At 44.9% G+C, this 18,120-nt stretch carries 17 protein-coding genes and 1 tRNA gene; 8 read left to right on the top strand and 10 right to left on the bottom strand.

Translation table 11 applies throughout. The features are described from left to right. The first annotated feature begins 62 nt into the window (after positions 1 to 62). Positions 63 to 926: a rhomboid family intramembrane serine protease GlpG gene (gene glpG / locus PCAR9_RS00340; RefSeq protein ID WP_179981913.1), complete on the top strand. Its 864-nt coding sequence runs from the start codon at positions 63 to 65 to the stop codon at positions 924 to 926. 201 nt (positions 927 to 1,127) lie between these two features. Here glpG and PCAR9_RS00345 read toward each other — a convergent pair whose 3' ends face one another. Next, entirely contained in the window at positions 1,128 to 1,541 is a 414-nt protein-coding gene (locus PCAR9_RS00345; RefSeq protein WP_179981914.1) for a flagellar basal body-associated protein FliL, read from the bottom strand. Positions 1,542 to 1,689: 148 nt separating this feature from the next. On the opposite strand from PCAR9_RS00345, the gene PCAR9_RS00350 reads away from it, so the two are divergent. From PCAR9_RS00350 to PCAR9_RS00365, 3 genes are all read left to right on the top strand, one after another. After that, positions 1,690 to 2,259, top strand: coding sequence for a chorismate--pyruvate lyase family protein (locus PCAR9_RS00350; RefSeq protein ID WP_179981915.1), 570 nt, complete (start codon positions 1,690 to 1,692; stop codon positions 2,257 to 2,259). Next, positions 2,256 to 3,116 (top strand): 4-hydroxybenzoate octaprenyltransferase, encoded by an 861-nt coding sequence (gene ubiA, locus PCAR9_RS00355; protein WP_179981916.1) that lies wholly within the window; start codon positions 2,256 to 2,258, stop codon positions 3,114 to 3,116. Before PCAR9_RS00350 ends, ubiA begins: the two co-directional genes overlap by 4 nt. A gap of 305 nt (positions 3,117 to 3,421) precedes the next feature. Beyond that, positions 3,422 to 3,727, top strand: coding sequence for a helix-turn-helix domain-containing protein (locus PCAR9_RS00365; RefSeq protein WP_179981917.1), 306 nt, complete (start codon positions 3,422 to 3,424; stop codon positions 3,725 to 3,727). A gap of 111 nt (positions 3,728 to 3,838) precedes the next feature. On the opposite strand, the gene ubiK is transcribed toward PCAR9_RS00365, so the two are convergent. After that, positions 3,839 to 4,090, bottom strand: a complete 252-nt coding sequence (gene ubiK, locus PCAR9_RS00370; RefSeq protein WP_179981918.1) for a ubiquinone biosynthesis accessory factor UbiK — start codon at positions 4,088 to 4,090, stop codon at positions 3,839 to 3,841. Positions 4,091 to 4,201: 111 nt separating this feature from the next. On the opposite strand from ubiK, the gene rep reads away from it, so the two are divergent. Further along, entirely contained in the window at positions 4,202 to 6,217 is a 2,016-nt protein-coding gene (gene rep / locus PCAR9_RS00375; protein ID WP_179981919.1) for a DNA helicase Rep, read from the top strand. A 31-nt stretch (positions 6,218 to 6,248) separates the two neighbouring features. Here rep and PCAR9_RS00380 read toward each other — a convergent pair whose 3' ends face one another. Next, entirely contained in the window at positions 6,249 to 8,849 is a 2,601-nt protein-coding gene (locus tag PCAR9_RS00380) for a sensor domain-containing phosphodiesterase (RefSeq protein ID WP_179981920.1), read from the bottom strand. A gap of 103 nt (positions 8,850 to 8,952) precedes the next feature. Then, positions 8,953 to 9,360, bottom strand: a complete 408-nt coding sequence (locus PCAR9_RS00385; RefSeq protein ID WP_179981921.1) for a c-type cytochrome — start codon at positions 9,358 to 9,360, stop codon at positions 8,953 to 8,955. A gap of 264 nt (positions 9,361 to 9,624) precedes the next feature. On the opposite strand from PCAR9_RS00385, the gene PCAR9_RS00390 reads away from it, so the two are divergent. Beyond that, positions 9,625 to 9,701: transfer RNA gene (locus PCAR9_RS00390), tRNA-Arg, on the top strand. A 123-nt stretch (positions 9,702 to 9,824) separates the two neighbouring features. Then, positions 9,825 to 11,225, top strand: coding sequence for a Na+/H+ antiporter NhaC (gene nhaC, locus PCAR9_RS00395; RefSeq protein ID WP_179981922.1), 1,401 nt, complete (start codon positions 9,825 to 9,827; stop codon positions 11,223 to 11,225). A gap of 67 nt (positions 11,226 to 11,292) precedes the next feature. Here the strand turns inward: nhaC and PCAR9_RS00400 are convergent, their stop codons facing one another. From PCAR9_RS00400 to PCAR9_RS00415, 4 genes are all read right to left on the bottom strand, one after another. Further along, a complete protein-coding gene (locus PCAR9_RS00400) occupies positions 11,293 to 12,600 on the bottom strand; it encodes a type II toxin-antitoxin system HipA family toxin (RefSeq protein WP_179981923.1) in 1,308 nt (435 codons plus the stop codon). Next, positions 12,601 to 12,840, bottom strand: coding sequence for a type II toxin-antitoxin system antitoxin HipB (gene hipB / locus PCAR9_RS00405; protein ID WP_179981924.1), 240 nt, complete (start codon positions 12,838 to 12,840; stop codon positions 12,601 to 12,603). It abuts the gene before it with no gap. 167 nt (positions 12,841 to 13,007) lie between these two features. Further along, positions 13,008 to 13,427 carry a DUF6691 family protein gene (locus PCAR9_RS00410; RefSeq protein ID WP_179981925.1) on the bottom strand — a complete coding sequence of 140 codons (420 nt, stop codon included), beginning with the start codon at positions 13,425 to 13,427 and terminating at the stop codon, positions 13,008 to 13,010. Positions 13,428 to 13,448: 21 nt separating this feature from the next. Continuing rightward, positions 13,449 to 13,874, bottom strand: a complete 426-nt coding sequence (locus PCAR9_RS00415; protein WP_232091078.1) for a YeeE/YedE family protein — start codon at positions 13,872 to 13,874, stop codon at positions 13,449 to 13,451. 307 nt (positions 13,875 to 14,181) lie between these two features. On the opposite strand from PCAR9_RS00415, the gene PCAR9_RS00420 reads away from it, so the two are divergent. After that, positions 14,182 to 15,942, top strand: a complete 1,761-nt coding sequence (locus PCAR9_RS00420) for a BCCT family transporter (protein ID WP_179981926.1) — start codon at positions 14,182 to 14,184, stop codon at positions 15,940 to 15,942. A gap of 249 nt (positions 15,943 to 16,191) precedes the next feature. Here the strand turns inward: PCAR9_RS00420 and PCAR9_RS00425 are convergent, their stop codons facing one another. After that, entirely contained in the window at positions 16,192 to 17,190 is a 999-nt protein-coding gene (locus tag PCAR9_RS00425; RefSeq protein ID WP_179981927.1) for a hypothetical protein, read from the bottom strand. Between the two features lie 21 nt (positions 17,191 to 17,211). Continuing rightward, the gene (locus tag PCAR9_RS00430; protein ID WP_179981928.1) at positions 17,212 to 18,117 is read right to left on the bottom strand and encodes an LPP20 family lipoprotein; all 906 of its coding nucleotides are present in this window, start codon (positions 18,115 to 18,117) and stop codon (positions 17,212 to 17,214) included. Between the last annotated feature and the right edge of the window lie 3 nt (positions 18,118 to 18,120).

An 18,120-nucleotide genomic window follows, 5' to 3' on the forward strand; every position in this document is an offset into this window, starting at 1 on the left:
CCACGCTCTTGTACATCTTTATCGCTTCACACTCTTTTTGCTTTTGGGGTAACAACTAGCTTATGGGTCATCCTTTAATTGCGTTTAATCAGCAAAGTCCAGCGCACCTTCTCGCCAACTATTTAACCAGTCAGCATATCAACGCCAACGTAGTACAGCATGAAAAAGAGTTTGTGGTTGTGCTGGATAACAATGAGCATGTTGACCGCGCAAAAGTCATCGCAGAAGACTTTTTAGCAAATCCAACGAACCCTAAATATCAGCAAGCGGCATGGGACAGTGGTAAGAACGTACAGCTAGCGCCATTAGGTAGCGGCTTTTCGTTTAGCAAAATAATGTCCGATGCGGTTAAAGCGCCGTTTACTTCTGTGGTGTTTGTGCTGTGTGCTGCTGTTTACCTATTGTCTTTATTTGGGTTATTTGCCCCCATTGCACAGCACTTATTGATGCAGCCGTTTTCTGTCTTGGCAGAAAATCACGAGTGGTGGCGGCTGCTTGGCCCAGCGTTCATCCATTTCTCTGCACTTCACATCATATTCAATTTATTGTGGTGGGGCATGCTGGGGGCCAAAATTGAACGTACTTTAGGTATCAGCATGCTGCTTATTGTATTTTTAGTATCAGCCACAATTTCAAATGCTGCACAAGCGCTATTTAGCGACCCTGTACAAGGTAATCTATTCTTGTTTGGCGGCTTGTCTGGTGTGGTATATGCGGTGATGGGCTTCGTGTGGTGGCTTGGCTGGCTGCGCCCTAGTTGGGGGCTGTCGTTACCAAACTCTATTGTAGGCTTTATGCTGGTTTGGTTGGTAATTGGCTATGCCGACATACTGTGGGTGAGCATGGCAAATGCTGCGCATACCGCGGGGCTTATTTCAGGCTGCCTACTTGCCGCCATACTAAGCTTGGGTTCTGCAAAGCGTTAGCAGTTAGTCAGCGCAGGCCTTAGCTTAAAAAGGTACTAAAGTGTTGAGTACTGCAGCATATAGGTATGGGATAGCACGTCGCGCTTACCTAGATAATTAGCGTATTAAACGCTAATAAAAACGGTAAAACTGCTATAGAAACAAAAAAGCGAGCTGGTTAAAAGCTCGCTTTTCTGTTGACTTAGGCAGCTTTTATTCTGCCTAAGCACCTTGGTACAAATACTTAGTAAAAATTACGTTCTTAATTACTTCACCACCGGTTTCTTGCTGCATGTGCTCTTGAAGCGCTTTTAAAATAGCGCGACGAATATCTTCACGGCCGGTGAGCGACTTTACTTTCTCTGCTGGCTGCTGCCCGAAAATTTCAATGGCGGTAGAGCGTAGTAGCGGCATATGGTGTTCAGCGATTTCCAGTTGGTTTACATCGTGAATCATCAATTCTACCGACACGCGAACATACCCCAGCTTTTGTGCGCTGTCGCTAATATAGTTGGTAACAATCTCTGGCTCTAAGCCCAAATAAGCATAGTTGGCTTTATCTTGTGCCAGCGCTGAATTGCACCCTAAAACAAAAAAACTAACCGCAAATACACGTAAAACTAGTGACTTAAACATAGTGGAGTCCGAAACACCAAAGTAATAAATTCACTTGGTAGTGTAGCAAATCTCTGATCAAACACACTACTGCAAAAGTTTAACCAAGTGAAAATATTCTCACATGACGTGTTATCATACTAACAGATTCATTATTCGGGCTTTTCGTGTGAGTTTTAATGCCACTTTTCCAGTGGGTTTGGCGGTTGACTGGCAAGCACCTTCTGGCATCACAATTCCTAATGCACATCTGAAAAACTGGTTGTTAGACACAGGGTCATTAACCGAGCGAGTGCAATCCTTAAGTGATCATTTTTCGCTGGAGCTTATTGGGCAGCGCACGCAAATACCTCACGACAATGAGTTATCGTTACTACACAATAACGGCAGCACTAGCTATCAAGCTCGGGAAATCCTACTGTGTGGCAATCATCAACCTTGGGTGTTTGCACGATCTATTATTCCTCAAGCATTTGTAGACAGTGAGCTTTCTGACTTAGGCCGCGAGCCACTGGGAAAACGTTTGTTTAACGACACGCGGTTCACCCGTTCACAGTTCCAATTGTGTACTGCCCAAGCCTCTCAGTTTGGCATCAATAGTAACCAAACCTTGTGGGGAAGACGCTCGTTGTTTACGTTAGATAACTACAGCATGATAGTGGCAGAGGTTTTTCTTCCTCATTCTCCGGCTTACGGTCAGTCAGCGACAAGCGAAAAAGAAAGCGAACAACAATTATGAAACACAATTGGAATGCATACGCGCGACTTATGCGCCTAGATAAACCTGTAGGTATTTATTTACTGCTATGGCCTACATTGTGGGCACTGCTAATGGCGGCGCAAGGTTTACCGCCTTTAGGTATTACGCTTATCTTTGTGGCTGGCGTAGTCGTAATGCGTTCAGCAGGCTGCGTTATCAATGACTATGCTGATAGAAAAGTGGACGGACGCGTAAAGCGCACAACACAGCGCCCCTTGGCAACAGGCGAAGTTAAACCAAAACAAGCGCTGCAGTTATTTGGCGCACTGATCGTCATTGCGTTTGTGTTAGTGCTGTTTCTTAACTGGCAAACTATCGCGTTATCTGTTGTAGCGCTTTTGCTCGCTGCAAGCTATCCCTTCATGAAGCGTTATACCCACTTGCCGCAGGTGGTATTAGGCGCGGCATTTGGCTGGGCCATTCCCATGGCTTTTATGGCTGTGCTAGAAACTGTACCAACGTACGCTTGGTGGTTGTTCATTGCTAACTTACTATGGACAGTAGCGTACGACACCATGTACGCCATGGTAGACCGCGACGACGATTTGCAAATAGGCGTTAAATCTACCGCTATATTGTTCGGTAAAAACGACGTATTAATTGTGATGATGTTGCAGGCCTTGGCGCTAACCATTTTGTGGTGCATAGGCTTAACAATCAATGCGACATGGCCTTACTACACGGCCGTGCTGTTCTCTGCTTTGCTATGCGTGCGCCAATATCAGCTTATTAAACGCCGCCAGCGAGAAGGCTGTTTCACCGCGTTTATTGAAAACCACTACATTGGTTTAGCCATTACGCTTGGTACGGCGCTGCATTTTTGTTTGGTAAGGTAAAACTTACCAACAGCAAACTTTAACCTGTACCAATGTCCCCTTATAACTGAATTATAGCCAGTCTAAAGTATTTACTAGCTTTTATAGGCACGAGCTTTACTCACTAAATGTATTTAAAACTCGTGCACAAAGTATGCTACTAAGTGTTATACTTTAGGTGTTGAATGGAATCTATACGCATATATAAATTGAAGTGGTTCAAGAGATGAAGTCTTTAAAACTCTTAGCTAAAGAGCTACTGAACTACAGCGAGGAAAAGCTTAAGAAAGCTATTGATTCAGGTAGTATTGAAGAGGTGAGATAAGGTGAAAGAAGGCATTTTAGATGTGGTACATAGTACTGCAAAAGATTTGAGCGAAGCCGGAGTAATGGATAAGCAGACTATGCATAAGTTTGATGCATTGTGTTTACCCAAACTCAAGCAATATGATGGACAGCGGATAAAAGCAATCCGTGAAAAAGCCAGAGTAAGCCAAGCTGTTTTTGCTGCCTATTTAAATATCACGCCATCTACAATCAAGCAGTGGGAGCAGGGGAACAAAAAACCTCGAGGTACTTCTTTAAAGCTTCTGAGTCTTGTTGAGCAGAAAGGTTTAGAGATCTTGATGTAACGTTTCTTTTATTCTGCGCTTTTGCAAAGACAGAAGAGCATTCTTTATTTTATCGGCTTCAACAAAAAAGCGCCATGAAGGCGCTTTGAGTTTTCTATAAGCTGTGAACAACTACTTTTCTGCTAGTTTCGCTTCAAGCTCGGCAATGCGACTTTCCATAGCGTCTAGCTTTTCGCGAGTGCGAATAAGCACTTGGCTTTGAATATCGAACTCTTCGCGAGTCACTAAATCAAGTTTCGACAGCTGCGACTGCAATACTGTTTTCACTCGGCCTTCTGCTTCTTCAGCCATGTTTTTAACGCCTGGTGGTACGACATCAGCAATTTGTTTCGCTAAATCTTCGAGTTTCTTCGGATCCAACATGGAATTCCCTTATAATGCGCAGCTCAAAATATGAAAGCTATTCTATCGGTATCGTCGCGACATGCAATGAAAACCGTGTTACGCCCAAACGTACGTTGTCTTAGGAATTAAATGAAACTAAATGAAGCTCAAGAATCTGCCGTAACCTATGTGTCTGGCCCATGTTTGGTGCTGGCTGGGGCGGGCAGTGGTAAAACTCGTGTAATTACCAACAAGATTGCTCATTTAGTTAGAAACTGCGATATGCCAGCACGCTATATTGCGGCGGTAACCTTTACCAACAAAGCAGCACGTGAAATGAAAGAACGTGTGGCGCAAACCTTGGGTAAGCCAGAGGCGCGAGGGTTAAAGGTGTCTACCTTTCACACCATGGGCTTAACCATTATCAAAGCCCATGTAAAAGATTTAGGCCTAAAACCGGGGTTCTCGCTGTTCGATGATAAAGACTCGTTTGCCTTGCTTAATGACCTTACGTCCGACACCCTCGATGGCGATAAAGATCAGCTTCAGCTGCTGCAAAGCTGTATCTCGAACTGGAAAAACGATCTTATCTTGCCCGATGCCTTATTAAAGTCAGCAACCAGCACAGGCGAAAGAGAATTTGCAGAAGCCTATAAGCGCTACCAAGACAACCTAAAAGCCTATAACGCACTAGATTTTGACGACCTTATTCTGCTGCCCACGCTGCTTTTAAAAAGCAGCGAAACGATAAGAGCAAAATGGCAAAGCAAAATTCGCTATCTGCTGGTGGATGAATACCAAGATACCAACACTAGTCAGTACGAGTTAGTAAAGTTATTAGTTGGCGAGCGTGCACGCTTTACCGTGGTTGGCGACGACGACCAGTCTATCTATTCATGGCGTGGCGCTAAGCCACAAAATCTGCACCTGTTACAACAGGACTTTCCGCGATTAAACGTGATTAAGCTGCAGCAAAACTACCGCTCGTCAGGTCGTATTCTGCATTGTGCGAATATTCTTATTCAGAACAACCCACACTTGTTCGATAAGACCTTGTTCTCTGAGTTGCAGTATGGCGAGCCGCTAAAAGTGATAGAGGCGAAGAACGAAGAGCATGAAGGTGAGCGCGTGGTGGCAGAACTGCTGGCGCACAAGTTTATGAACCGCACCCAGTTTAAAGACTACGCCATTTTGTATCGCGGGAATCACCAAAGTCGTATTTTTGAAAAGCTGTTAATGAGTAACCGCATTCCGTACAAAATAAGCGGTGGTATGTCGTTCTTTGGCCGTGCCGAAGTGAAAGACATCATGGCCTATTTACGGCTACTGGTGAATCAGGATGACGATAACGCTTTACTGCGTATAATAAACACGCCAGGGCGTGGTATAGGGCGTGCTACGCTAGAAAAGTTAGGCAACTTTGCTAATAGTTTGGGCGTGTCTATGTTTGAAGCCGCAACGCACCCTAACTTAAACAGCGTGCTGCCCGACAAAGCTTTTCATTCGGTTTCCACCTTTGCTCGCTGGGTAGTTGAGCTGTCGGACAACGCCGAACGTGGCAACACTGCAGATGCAGTGCGCACCATGATCCGCACCATGGGTTATGAAGAATGGCTTTATGAAACCAGCGCCAGCCCCAAGGCTGCGGAAATGGCTATGGCCAACGTAAGTACCTTATTCGGTTGGGTTAACGATATGCTGGAAGGCAATGATCTAGACCAACCCATGACATTAACCGAAGTGGTGAACCGTCTGATATTGCGCGACATGATGGAGCGCGGCGAAGACGACGGGGAAGGGGATCAAGTTCAGTTAATGACGCTACACGCTTCAAAAGGTTTGGAATTCCCCATTGTATTCTTAGTGGGCATGGAAGAAGGCTTGTTGCCGCACCAAAGCAGTATTGATGAAGACAATGTAGAAGAAGAGCGCCGACTTGCTTATGTGGGAATTACTCGCGCCCAGCGCGAGCTTATATTCAGCCTTGCCAAAGAACGCCGTCAGTTTGGTGAAGTGATTAATCCAGAGCCGAGCCGCTTTTTATTCGAGCTGCCGCCCGACGATGTACAGTGGGAAAATCAAAAGCCAAAGGCAACAAAAGAAGAGCGCCAGCAAAAAGCTCAGGTAGGTATTGCTAACCTAAGAGGTATTTTAGGGAAAAAATAGTATGATTAGAGGTGCAAGTAAGTACTTACTTTTAGCCAGCAAGCAATGCTATATCGAGCACTTTTGCGTGCTTTAATATCTTGCCCTGACCATATGAACACTCAATTTCATTCAAGGCGTCAAGCTGGGCTCGAGAATCCACACCCTCGGCTATAACCTGAAACTTCAAGTGTTCAGAAATCAGCATCACCGATTGAATAAGCTTCAAGTTACGCTGAGAACGGGGGAGTGATTTTACAAATCGGTGATCAATTTTTATGAAGTCAAAGGGGTAAGCAAACAGATAACTTAGCGAGGCTAATCCGCTACCAAAGTTATCAAGAACAAGCGTTACGCCAGCGCGTTTAAGCTTTTTAATTGCCGGTAAGATAAACTGCGAACGCCGATTTAAGTCATTTTCGTCAAACTCAAACACAAGCTGGCTTGGCGTAATGTCAGATGCTGCAATTACATCTATCATTTGATTAACCATAGAAGCCTGTAATAAATGGTTAATCGACACATTAACCGCTATTTTGTTAATAGGCTCATCGGTATTCTTGTAGTGGTTGAGTAACTCGCACGCTTTGTTTAGCTGAAATAAATCAAGGTCTAGCGTTAGGCCGCTGTGCTCTGCCACTTGTCTAAATTGCTCGCGGGCTATTTTGCCGTAGGCTGGGTGAGACCAGCGAATATACATTTCCTTATACAGCGTGCTCTTGTCATTTAAGTCAATCACAGGCTGCAAAAAGTAATCAAACTCTTCTTCACGCAGGGCCCGCCTGAATTCATTCTCAAGCTCCAGCTCTTCTATTAGTCTTTCGCGCATGCTCTTATCAAACATCACGTAACGGCCTCGGCCAAGTGTTTTAGCCTGGTACATGGCGGCGTCAGCGTCTCTTAGCACTTCATCCGCACTGCGATAATAGGTTTCAAGGTGGGCAATACCCACGCTGGCGCCGGAATACATTTCGCGACCATCTAGTAAGAACGGCTCTGAAATTGATGAAATAATACGGCTGGCTACTTCTTCAACATCTGCCACATCTTCAAAGTTATCCAGCAGAACAACAAACTCATCACCACCTAGGCGAGCAAGTAAGTCGTGGCCGCGAATACACAGCGCAATACGTCTTGCGACCTCAATTAAAAACTCGTCGCCCGCGTGGTGACCTAGCGTGTCGTTAATCACTTTAAAGCGGTCTAAGTCGATAAATAACACCGCAAATAAGTTATCGCTGTAACGTTGCTTGCTAGCTACGGCTAGCTCTAACCGGCTTGTGAACATAGCGCGGTTGGGTAAATCGGTTAGCGAGTCGTGGTGGGCGTCGTGAATTAGCTTAAGCTCAATCTCTTTGCGCTCTTCAATTTGCTGCTTTAAAAACTTGTTCGCGCGGTTAAGCTCTGCGGTGCGCTCTTTCACGCGCTCTTCAAGCTCAATGTTATAGCGCTGCATCGATTCGGTGTTGCGCTTGCGCTCAATGGCTACCGCAATATGGTGCGATACAAAGCGAAGAAGCTCTTGGTCGCGAGCATTATATTTTGCCAGCTTGCCATAAGTTTGAACCGCTATAACACCAGCTATTTCGCCCTCAACAACAAGGGGAGAACCAAGCCAAGAGTTAGCGCTATTTAGCATGGTCTGAGCAACAGAAACATCAATGTCACCCGACTCAGCAAGTTCCAACACCTTGGGTGGGTTTATCAACTCGGCTTGGCCCGTACGTAATACATATTCGGTAAGCCCTAAGCCAAGCGGTCTAGCACTGATATCTTTTTCTTTGGAGTCGCTGAAGTAAGGAAACTCCAGCATCTCTTTCTCTTTGTCGAGAATAGCAATGTAGCAGTTCGGCGCGCTAATAAGCCGTGCAAGAATATCGTGAAGGCTTGAGTAGAAGGCATTCATATCGCCTTCAAGAGTTGCCGCCAACTCAGAGATTTCAAACAGCGCTTGCTGTAATGACTCTACTTTTTGGCGTTCTAAAATTTCTTCTTGAAGGTCGTCGTTAATCTTTCGAAGTTGGCGGGTACGTTCGCGAATGGTGCGTTCGGTAAGCTCTCGGTTCTTTACCCTATCTACCGTGGTAACAATATGCTGGGAAACAAAAAGCAAAACCTCTAGATCTTCTTGGCTGTAGTGCACACCCTCATCATAAGTTTGTACAACCATTGCCCCAATCACTTGGCTACCGCGTTTTAGGGGAACGCCTAGTAGTTCAAAAGGTTGAGAGCCTACCAGCTTAATATCGTGTTCAGAGGCAAAGGTTTCTTCTTCGTCGCGTTTGTAAAAAAGGTAGTTGCCGGTTCTAAGAATATAGCCGGTCATACCGTCCATTAAAGACTCGGCAGGAAGCTGTGGAACGGTTTGTTCGTCGAATTCATCTATAAAATAGGCAAAGTCGACAACGTTGCTTTCAGGTTCGTAAAAGGCTACAAAGAAATTGTCGGCGTTCATGAAATCGGCAATGATTTCGTGAATAGCGGAGTAAAGGCGGTTTAGGTGACTTACAGAGCTGGCAAGTTCGGAAATATCAAAAAGCGCCTTCTGAACACGTTCAGCGCGCTTATATTTGTCGGTGAGTTGTTGAAGCTGCGGTATAAGTTCGCGCAGTTCTTCTTCAGTCAACTCGTGTTGCGTCGAATCTTGTGACATTCCGCTCGCCAGTAAAAAAAGTAACGTTTCCCAACGGGTTAACTTACCCGATTAGAGGGTAAAACGCTACTTTTTCCATCAAGTTGTTGTGATCGTGTAGGTATTAGATACCTTCAATCATGTACTCAATAGCGGCTTTAATTTCGTCGTCAGAACAGTTGCCACAGGTACCGCGAGGAGGCATAGCGTTGATACCGTTCAGAGCGTTTTGCCATACACCGTCAAGACCGCGCTCGTCCAAACGAGGCTGCCAGTCTGCTGCAACGTGAACTTTAGGAGCGCCCAGAACACCTGCAGAGTGACAAGCTACACATGCAGAGTTGTATACGTCTTCACCAGACTTTGCACCGCCAGCTGCAGCTGCACTACCTTCTGCCGCTGCACCTGCAACATGTACTTGACCTACCGGCTTAATGCGATCGGCAATTTCATCGTTACTCATTTCTTGTGCTTGTGCTGCAAAAACAGTTAGCGCAGTAGCAGCAACAGTTAACCAAGTCTTTAATTTCACATCTGTCTCCAGGCAATGATGAATTTGTTTAAAATATAACTGGCCAGATTATAACGGTTAATTGGGGCTGAACAACTATTTGAGGCCAATTACCCATAAAAAGTAAGGATTTTTAACACTTATGCCAAGCCATCTAAAGAGATTTTAATAAATGAGTTGAAGCCAGCCCGTGGCGTCAGTATTATTACGCCCCGTTTGCAGCATACGTGCAGTCGCGTATTCCTTGTTGGAAACGCTCGGTGATTATCTCACTGGATCTACAAACCGCCCTTAGCTCAGCTGGATAGAGCGCGGCCCTCCGGAGGCCGAGGTCAGAGGTTCGAATCCTCTAGGGCGGGCCATTTCTTTCTGAAGCATTGTGCGTCTTTCAAGCCTATCCAACGTTAAAGTCATTCCAACGCATAGCAAAGTCGCTATACTGTTTTTCACTACTTCCATTTTTTCAAACGTATCAACGAGCCCTCATGTCGCCTCAGTCTTTACGTCACCCTAGTTTTGCTCAGTCACTGGTTTGTTTTAGCGTTATTGTCGCGCTAATAGCGGGTGGGTTGTTTGGCCTAGGTATTAGCCTGCATGCGCTCATATTTGTATGTTTACTTTGGGCCGGTGTTAATGCGTTTAGTTTGGGGTACACATACCTACAAATCCGCGAATTAATGACCAGCGCATTAACCCGGGCCATGCCGGCAATTTATATCTTTATCCTTATAGGCATGGTTATCGCCAGCTTTATGCAAAGCGGCACTATCTCAACGTTAATTTATTACGGTTTAAGCTGGCTTAACCCGAGCATATTCTTAGCGGTGGGATTAATTTTGTGTGCGGTAATGTCGGTAGCTACGGGCACATCGTGGGGAACAGTGGGTACTATGGGCGTGGTACTAATGGGCATTGGCGCTGCCATGAACATACCGCCTCCTATTGTGGCGGGCATGGTGGTATGCGGGGCAACCTTTGGCGATAAAATGTCTCCGGTTTCTGATACCACTAACCTTGCGGCCATGAGTGCGGGCACCAACCTTTATCGGCATATGTACGCCATGTTACTTACTACGCTGCCTAGTTTTCTTCTCACTTTCGTTATTTTCTTAGTAATAGGGTTCAGCTACGCAAACCAGAATTTAAATGTTGAACAGATAGTTGAAATTAAAGCAGCGCTTGCCAGCCACTATAACCTTGCACCTTATATAACACTGTTACCTCTAGTATTGCTTACAGTACTAAGCATTAAAAAAGTGCCGGCTGAAGTGACCATGTCGTGCAGTATTTTGCTTGCCGTTATCATCGCCATTTTCTACCAAGATGCCAACACCGTTAACGTGCTTAACGCGCTTTGGGAAAACACCCCGCAAAATACGGGCATCGAGAATTTAGATGCGCTTTTAGGTAGGGGCGGTATCAGCAGTATGAGTTGGACGTTACTCCTTGCCTTAATGGCAATCGCATTAGGCGGAATATTACACGGAGCAGGCTTTTTATCGGCGCTGTTGGCCGGCATCATCACTCGGGTAAAGCGCACGGCAACCTTAATTGCAGTGACTATAGCATCAGGTTTTTTAGGTAACCTAGCTATGGGCGAGGCCTACATCTCTATTATTCTAAACTGCCAACTGTTTAAACCAAAATATGAACAGCAGAATCTTGACCGTGCCGTGTTATCACGGTCGGTAGAAGAGGGGGCAACCATGACCACAGGCCTTATTCCGTGGACAACCGCCGGTGCGTTCTACTCTGCCACCCTGGGCGTTGACGTACTCGACTATGCGCCCTATGCCTTTTTCAACTATTTGAATGGTATGGTTGCCGTTATCATGGCCGCATTGGGGGTAGGCTTATTGAAAGGGAATCAAAATACAAAAAAGTAAAGCATAGATGTAGGCAGTTTCTAAAAGCTGTTATTCCTCAATATATTGGGAAAGCTTATAGGTATTGCTAAATACGTTTGAGTCTCTTAAGCCGTTTTAAGCTTTGTTCGAAGATTGCGGACTGAATATGTTGCGGTACTTGTTCGTTCATCCTTAGTTTCAATCTATCGATTGCGGCAGGAAGCTCTGTTACAAACTTTTGCATAATGTTTTGCATGCGCGTTGTGTCAAATCCATTGTTTTTCGCAGTTGCGAGAAAATGTCTGGGGAATATTTGATCAATTTTTCGCTTTTTACCTTTTGATGCATCAAGCCCCATTGCTAGGCTTAAACCTCTTATATTTAGCCCCCGCTTTCCAACAAGAGGGTAGGCGGATAAAACATCGTAAAATGGTGTAAGTCGATATGTACCACCAGCATTAAGAAATATTGAAAAGTTTTTTGCATGGCCATCTGTAGCACCTATCAGCCACTGAAAAACTTGAAAGCGCATAAAGGTGTCACGATCGTCCAGCGCATTACTCGACCCCATTAACAATGCCATTATTTCTTTAATACCCGGACCACCTTCAGCCTCGTACTTTATAGATGGTGATATGCCATGAGCCTGACACATGTCTTCTTGAGGAATACGCAGAATTTTGCTTTTATCTGCAGTCCAACGACGGTCAAATCTTTCCACCGAAAGCGCTTTTACATCATCGATATTAATAATATCCACAGTGGGGACTGCAAATCCTACCTCTCTAGCTAATTCTAGGCATAGCCATTCGTTTTCCACGCTATCACTTAGGTCGAGCGTAAAGTCTGGGCCTTTTATTTCACCAATAGGTAATTTGATTATATGAGTGGTGGGCGTAAAACCCTTGGGCACGCACCATTGTCCATTTTGCTGTAGAAGGGCGGTTTTCTCCTGTGCACCAGCCACTGATATTCTAAAATCCTCGTGTTCTGTCATACCTAAAGGCATATCGGACTTATAAGCGAGTAACAGAGATTTTAAGCGGTTATCACTTAATGGCTCATAATCTAACTTAGCAAACTTTCCTGGGGACTCAGCTGCTACTATTGTGAGGGCGCCAACACTGTCTCTGCCAATCTCTGCAAGTAAGTCGAACGGTCTATTTGACGCGGCGTTAAAGCGTTTAATTATACGTTCGCGAATACGTTTAGAGTCGGGAAGCAAGTTGTCGAAATAATTATAAACGTGTTCTGAAGTAATAGGTTGCTTTTGTAACGGTAACGAAAGCGACAGAGGGCGAGCTTTGGTATTAATCAACCATGACGGAACATATTTCAATTGATGAGCACCATCACTGCGCATGATTAACTCACCAACATGTTCTTGGTTCATATACAGCTGAAGCGTAGCCATCTACCAATCCTCATTTTGCGATGTATGATGAGGGGTATTTGGCATGATGTTCATTGTTAGCCCTAAGGCCTGCAATATTTTAAAGACAGTTTGAATTTGACAGCGTTCGGGGTCGTTTTCGAAGTTAGATAGGGTGCTCTGTTTAACGCCAATGCGCTTTGCAACCTCGGCTTGAGACCAGTTATTTTGATTTCTTACAAGCTTCAAATAATTAGCGAGTTGCTTTGAGTTATATATCATCAGCGCGGCCTATGTGCTCTATACCCTCTAGCGGATATTATAAACATTATCCCCAGAAGGGGATAATGTCAATGTTATACCCTCTAAGGGATAAATGCATGAAGCGCTTTGTAATTAATAACAGAATGAATAGAACTACATATCTGGGTCTTTCACTCTCTTACTTATTAGCCTTTTTTAGCATTCAACCAATGCTGGGCCAGCATGCCGACAATCATAGCACCTACAAACAACAGCACATCAGTTTGAAGCGAAGCAAACGCTACTACGGCAGGCCCTGGGCAAAAGCCGCTAATCCCCCAGCCAGTGCCAAAAGTCGCAGAGCCTAGAATTAGCTTTGTATCAATGGTTTTGCTGGTAGGAATATCAAACTTATTCGCAAGCAAGGGTTTGTTGCGCTTGCGCACCCAATACATGCCAGGTGCCGCCACTAAGATAGCGCCGCCCATTACAAAAGCTAACGTAGCATCCCAGTTGGCACTGAAGTCTAAAAAGTTCAGCACGCGGGCAGGGTTGCTCATACCCGATACAATAAGGCCAAAGCCAAATAAAAGCCCACAAATAAGCGAGGCGATAATTGCTCTCATAAGAATATGCTCCTCGGTAATTTACAGGTGTCTGATGATATTTGTGGTCACAATGGCAGCCGCCATAAAGGTAACGGTTGCCACAATAGAGCGGGGCGATAACCGAGATAGGCCAGCAACGCCATGGCCCGACGTACACCCAGAACCAAGGCGCGTACCAAAGCCCACTAACAAGCCAGCAACTACCAGCCATGCAGAGCTCATTTGGGTTTGAACCTGTAAATCGCCAATAAACACCATGTACAGAACGGCAGACAAAACAATGCCGGCTATAAAGGCTAAGCGCCAGTAACGCTCAGCGCCATGCTGAGTCATTGCGCCAGCGGCAATACCTGAAATACCTGCAATGCGGCCAAGCGTATACAATAAAAGTACCACTGACGAGCCTATAAGCAGCCCACCTGCCAAACCGGCTAGCGGCTCAAATGGTGTTGTTGTCCAGTTCACTAATTCTTTCTCCTGAAACCTGCAAGGGTGCAAATTCTGCGAATTAATATAAATCAAATCTAATATTTATAATGGTAAGTTAAAGTCACACAAATGTCTGTTAGTTCAGTCTTACAAATATGCTAAATCGTCGCTACCCACTTGCTTAACTTAACCTACCAATAACGCAATAGGCTATACGTAAAACCATGCTCCAACGCCACATCAAAACATGTATTCCTCAATTCTGATAAACTGTTTAACAAGATTGCCCGTTTAAAGCTTCAACGCATAAGGCATCGATAAAAAACAAAACAAAGGATCGTGTATGAGTAGTAATACCCGAGATGCGGCCTCACCCAAGGCCACCATTAAACAGGAAAGCGCATTTAGCGTTATTGATAAGCCAACCTTCTTTGGCTCTCTTATTCTTCTTCTTGCCGTCACCCTTCCTCTTATCATTTGGCCTGACCAGGGCGCACAATGGGTGGCAGCCGCCAAAGACTTCGTTACCAGTAAACTCGGCGTGTTGTATCTTTTACTTGGAGTGGGTGCTGGTGGCTTCATGGTTTACATCATGTTTAGCGACATTGGCCAAATAAAATTGGGCGAGCCTGAAGAAAAGCCCGAGTTCTCACCTGTATCTTGGGCTGCCATGCTGTTTTGCGCAGGTATTGGGGCGTCTATCTTGTATTGGTCAATGATTGAGTGGGTGTACTACTACCAAGCCCCACCGTTTCATATAGAAGGCGAAACCCCAGAAGCTGCCAAATGGGCCGCGGCCTACGGTATATTTCACTGGGGCCCGCTAGCTTGGGCTATTTACCTTATTCCTGCAGTACCCATTGCTTACTTCTACTACGTGCGTAACCACAGCGTACTAAAAATATCCGAAGCCCTAATGCCGGTAATAGGCGAGAAAATGGCCCACGGCTGGCTAGGTAAAATCATCGATATCAGCTTTATATTCGGCATGTTAGGCGGCGGGGCAACTACGCTTGGCTTGGCAGCACCTATGATAAACGAAGGGGTACACGAACTCTTCGGGGTACCTAAATCGCTAACTACCCAAGTAATTGTGCTTGTAACCTGTACCGCCATATTCGGCTACAGCGCGTATGTTGGACTTAAAAAAGGCATTAAGCTGCTGTCAGACATTAACTTTTGGCTGGCAGTTGGGTTGTTGCTGTTCATCTTTATTGTGGGCCCAACGTTGTTTATGGCCAATACAGGATTAGATGCCCTGGGCCGAGTACTTAGCAACATTATAAAAATGGCCACATGGTTAGAACCCTTCGCCGAATTCAACGGTTTCGAAAACACCCATTTCCCCCAAGATTGGACCATATTCTACTGGGCATGGTGGCTGGTATTTGCACCTAGCGTAGGCTTATTTATAGCGCGTATTTCAAGAGGGCGCACCATTCGAACCATGGTGGCGGGCTCTATGTTTTTCGGCACCATGGGCTGCTTTTTATTCTTCATGGTAATGGGAAATTACGGCCTGTATTTACAGCTTTCAGGTGAACTAGACGTAGTCACCATACTTAACCAAGAAAGCCCAACCGCAGCCATTTTTGCCATGCTGCACACACTGCCTATGGACTACGTGGTTATCTTTGTATTTACCCTATTGGCGCTAATATTCACCGCCACTACCTTTGATTCTATTTCTTACATTCTGGCAGCCGTAGTGCAAAAAGAAGTAGACGAAGAACCACTGCGCTGGAACCGCTTATTCTGGGCCTTTGCGCTATCTTTTATGCCTATTGTGCTTATGTTTGTTGGCGGGTTAGAAACACTACAAACCGCATCAATAATAGGGGGCGTACCGCTATTAGCTGTGGCTTTAATGCTGTGTATTGCCATAGTAAGGGCTGCTAATTACGACATGCGCTATCAGCCAGACTATTCAGTAAAAGAAATTAACATTGGCGAGTTCCCAGACGACGACCCTTGGAGCGAAGAGGGCACGTGGGATATTGATGAGGAAGGCGAAGAAGAAGTGCCTATTGCGGCCAAACCTAAACCTCGTGAACCAAAAGATCACATTGAAGGCGACCCGCACAGCAGGCCGTCGCGGTTGTAGTTTTTAGTGGTTCAGTAATAAAGAGTGATTAAGCTGTAAAACAAAGCGCTGCCGATTGGCGGCGCTTTTTTCATTTTAAAGCCACACATTTCACTTTTACATAAAGTGCGGTGTGTTAACGTAACCGAGACCAGTAGCCTAGGTAGTACCGGCGCGACTTTAGTGTTCTCGCTTCGACCGCTTAAGAAATACTGTAAAGAGCCAAGCCTGCAGTAGGAGTTGCAGGCTTAGTTTGAATTGCTTGACTATTTACTTTGTTAAGCTCTTTAAAGAGCTATTCCATTTACAGCCAAAGCCAGTGCATTCACCAGAAAGCATTACAATCATGCCGCGTTTAATGCGTTCTACGCTATCACCTTCTACTTTAATGTAAGACTTACTGTTAAAAACATTGTCTTTGTCTACCATTTCGCCCGAAGCAATCTTCACTAACTCACCATCAATTTCTTGATAAATAGCAACGGCAGCTTCTTCTTTCGCACCATGTAAACGGCCTAAGTTTGTTTCGAAGTATATTTCACCTTCGGCCTTTTTAGCTCCGGTGATCATACCTTGCGAGCTTACATACTTGCTCAGCGTGATATAGTCATCGTCACCTTTTACCAATAGGTCAGCAATAGCGCCCTTAATTGCGCCATTTATCATGCTTGTCTCGTCACATTTTTTGCTTGGCGGGTTTTCTTTTGAGCCGCTTTCTCTGCCAGTTAGGTTTACTGAAATAATCTGTTTCATCGAAGGCAACGCGCGAATTTGAACATTTCCTTTCACTTTGCCTGTGTAGTCGCACTCGGCTGGGTAACGGATGGTTTCTCCGTCTTTGTTTTTGCGTGAGTCTGCTTTTTCGTATTCACTACTCCAAGAATAGTCTGTAATTGTCGGAATGATCAAAAACTTTGCTTCTACAGGTCCTTGGTAGGCTTCGTAGGTTTCTGATAAGTTTTCTTTTAACTGAATTTCATCAATGAAGCGTTGTGCTAGCTGTCGGTCTATAACTTCGGAACCACTTTCGTTAACAAACGCAGTCATATTGTCTACAAACATACTTTGAATGAATGACGGTACATCGCTTTTTACGCCTGGTGCAACTAAAAGCTTATTGCTTTGAACGTTGCCTGCATCAATTGGTGTGCCAGGCAATGCTGGTATATTAAAATCAGGGTAAGTTGGCAACGCCGTTGGGGTAGTAGAGCTGCACGCTGTGATGGTAAGTGCAGCGGCTAAACTAGTTAAGTAGTGTGCTTTTCTCATTCTCTCAGTACCTTTAGATTTTTATTTTAGTTTCACGCGTTGCAGTAACGCTTGCTCTGCTCTAGCAACAGACTCACTGCTAGATTTGAAAGAGGCGCCTTTTACTTTGAAAGAATCTTTAAATTGCAATGATTCCCTTTCATCAAAAACAAGGATTTCAGCGGTTAAAATGGTGAAGTGCGTCTCTTTAAACATTGAAGATTTGGCTTTTATATTAAACTGCACGCTCCCCGTGTTCTCACCTTTACTAACCACGTCAAATCCTTGCTTTTTCAACAGCGCTTTCGTTGAATTTTTTAGTGTGCTAGTTACAGGCTGTGAGAAGGTTAGGGTGTAACGGTTGCGCTTTTTGCAGCGTTTGTAAGTGCGGTCGAAAGTGTTAATAGTGCTGTTAAACTGGGTTTCAGCGCCATCTTCACTGCCAATGCCTATGTATGCTGGTATTAACTCGTTAAGCAGTGTTCTTTTATTTTCTTCATTACTTAACGTATAAAAACACGAAGGCGCGTAATAATTCTCAAATTCTTCAAGAATAAACTGTAAGTCACTGTTTATGGTATCGAGTTGATGTTTTATAGCGCGTTTAACTTGCTCTCGTTCAACCCGTACAAGGACCTGCCAAAAATTATTCTTTTGGTTAGAATCAATGACCTCTACATTGGGTAGCTCTATACCTCGACTCTCAGCTATTACTTGTGACTGAGCATCAACTTGGGTCCTATTAGACTGTTTTGTTTGGTTGATTTTGGTGCTTACGTTTACCCTTGTAGCCAGTTTCATCACGATATCTGCCATGGCCGCTTTTTGCGCGAGGTCGTAGCTGGTGTCGGTACCTATGCCATAAATGTATTTTTCTGAATCTGGCGGTAATTCAACGGCCGTTGCGGAAGATACGGCAAACAGCAAAAGGTAAAGTAGTTGTCGCATTAT

This window comes from Alteromonas macleodii, from assembly GCF_903772925.1.
GTDB lineage: Bacteria > Pseudomonadota > Gammaproteobacteria > Enterobacterales > Alteromonadaceae > Alteromonas > Alteromonas macleodii_A.

What these genes read in the sequence shown, in the direction of transcription:
- rep (WP_179981919.1), top strand. Translation starts at nt 4,202, where the DNA reads ATGAAACTAAATGAAGCTCAAGAATCTGCCGTAACCTATGTGTCTGGC.
- PCAR9_RS00400 (WP_179981923.1), bottom strand. Translation starts at nt 12,600, where the DNA reads ATGGCTACGCTTCAGCTGTATATGAACCAAGAACATGTTGGTGAGTTA.
- PCAR9_RS00380 (WP_179981920.1), bottom strand. Translation starts at nt 8,849, where the DNA reads ATGTCACAAGATTCGACGCAACACGAGTTGACTGAAGAAGAACTGCGC.
- glpG (WP_179981913.1), top strand. Translation starts at nt 63, where the DNA reads ATGGGTCATCCTTTAATTGCGTTTAATCAGCAAAGTCCAGCGCACCTT.
- PCAR9_RS00420 (WP_179981926.1), top strand. Translation starts at nt 14,182, where the DNA reads ATGAGTAGTAATACCCGAGATGCGGCCTCACCCAAGGCCACCATTAAA.
- nhaC (WP_179981922.1), top strand. Translation starts at nt 9,825, where the DNA reads ATGTCGCCTCAGTCTTTACGTCACCCTAGTTTTGCTCAGTCACTGGTT.
- PCAR9_RS00430 (WP_179981928.1), bottom strand. Translation starts at nt 18,117, where the DNA reads ATGCGACAACTACTTTACCTTTTGCTGTTTGCCGTATCTTCCGCAACG.
- PCAR9_RS00345 (WP_179981914.1), bottom strand. Translation starts at nt 1,541, where the DNA reads ATGTTTAAGTCACTAGTTTTACGTGTATTTGCGGTTAGTTTTTTTGTT.
- PCAR9_RS00410 (WP_179981925.1), bottom strand. Translation starts at nt 13,427, where the DNA reads ATGAGAGCAATTATCGCCTCGCTTATTTGTGGGCTTTTATTTGGCTTT.
- ubiA (WP_179981916.1), top strand. Translation starts at nt 2,256, where the DNA reads ATGAAACACAATTGGAATGCATACGCGCGACTTATGCGCCTAGATAAA.
- PCAR9_RS00425 (WP_179981927.1), bottom strand. Translation starts at nt 17,190, where the DNA reads ATGAGAAAAGCACACTACTTAACTAGTTTAGCCGCTGCACTTACCATC.
- hipB (WP_179981924.1), bottom strand. Translation starts at nt 12,840, where the DNA reads ATGATATATAACTCAAAGCAACTCGCTAATTATTTGAAGCTTGTAAGA.
- ubiK (WP_179981918.1), bottom strand. Translation starts at nt 4,090, where the DNA reads ATGTTGGATCCGAAGAAACTCGAAGATTTAGCGAAACAAATTGCTGAT.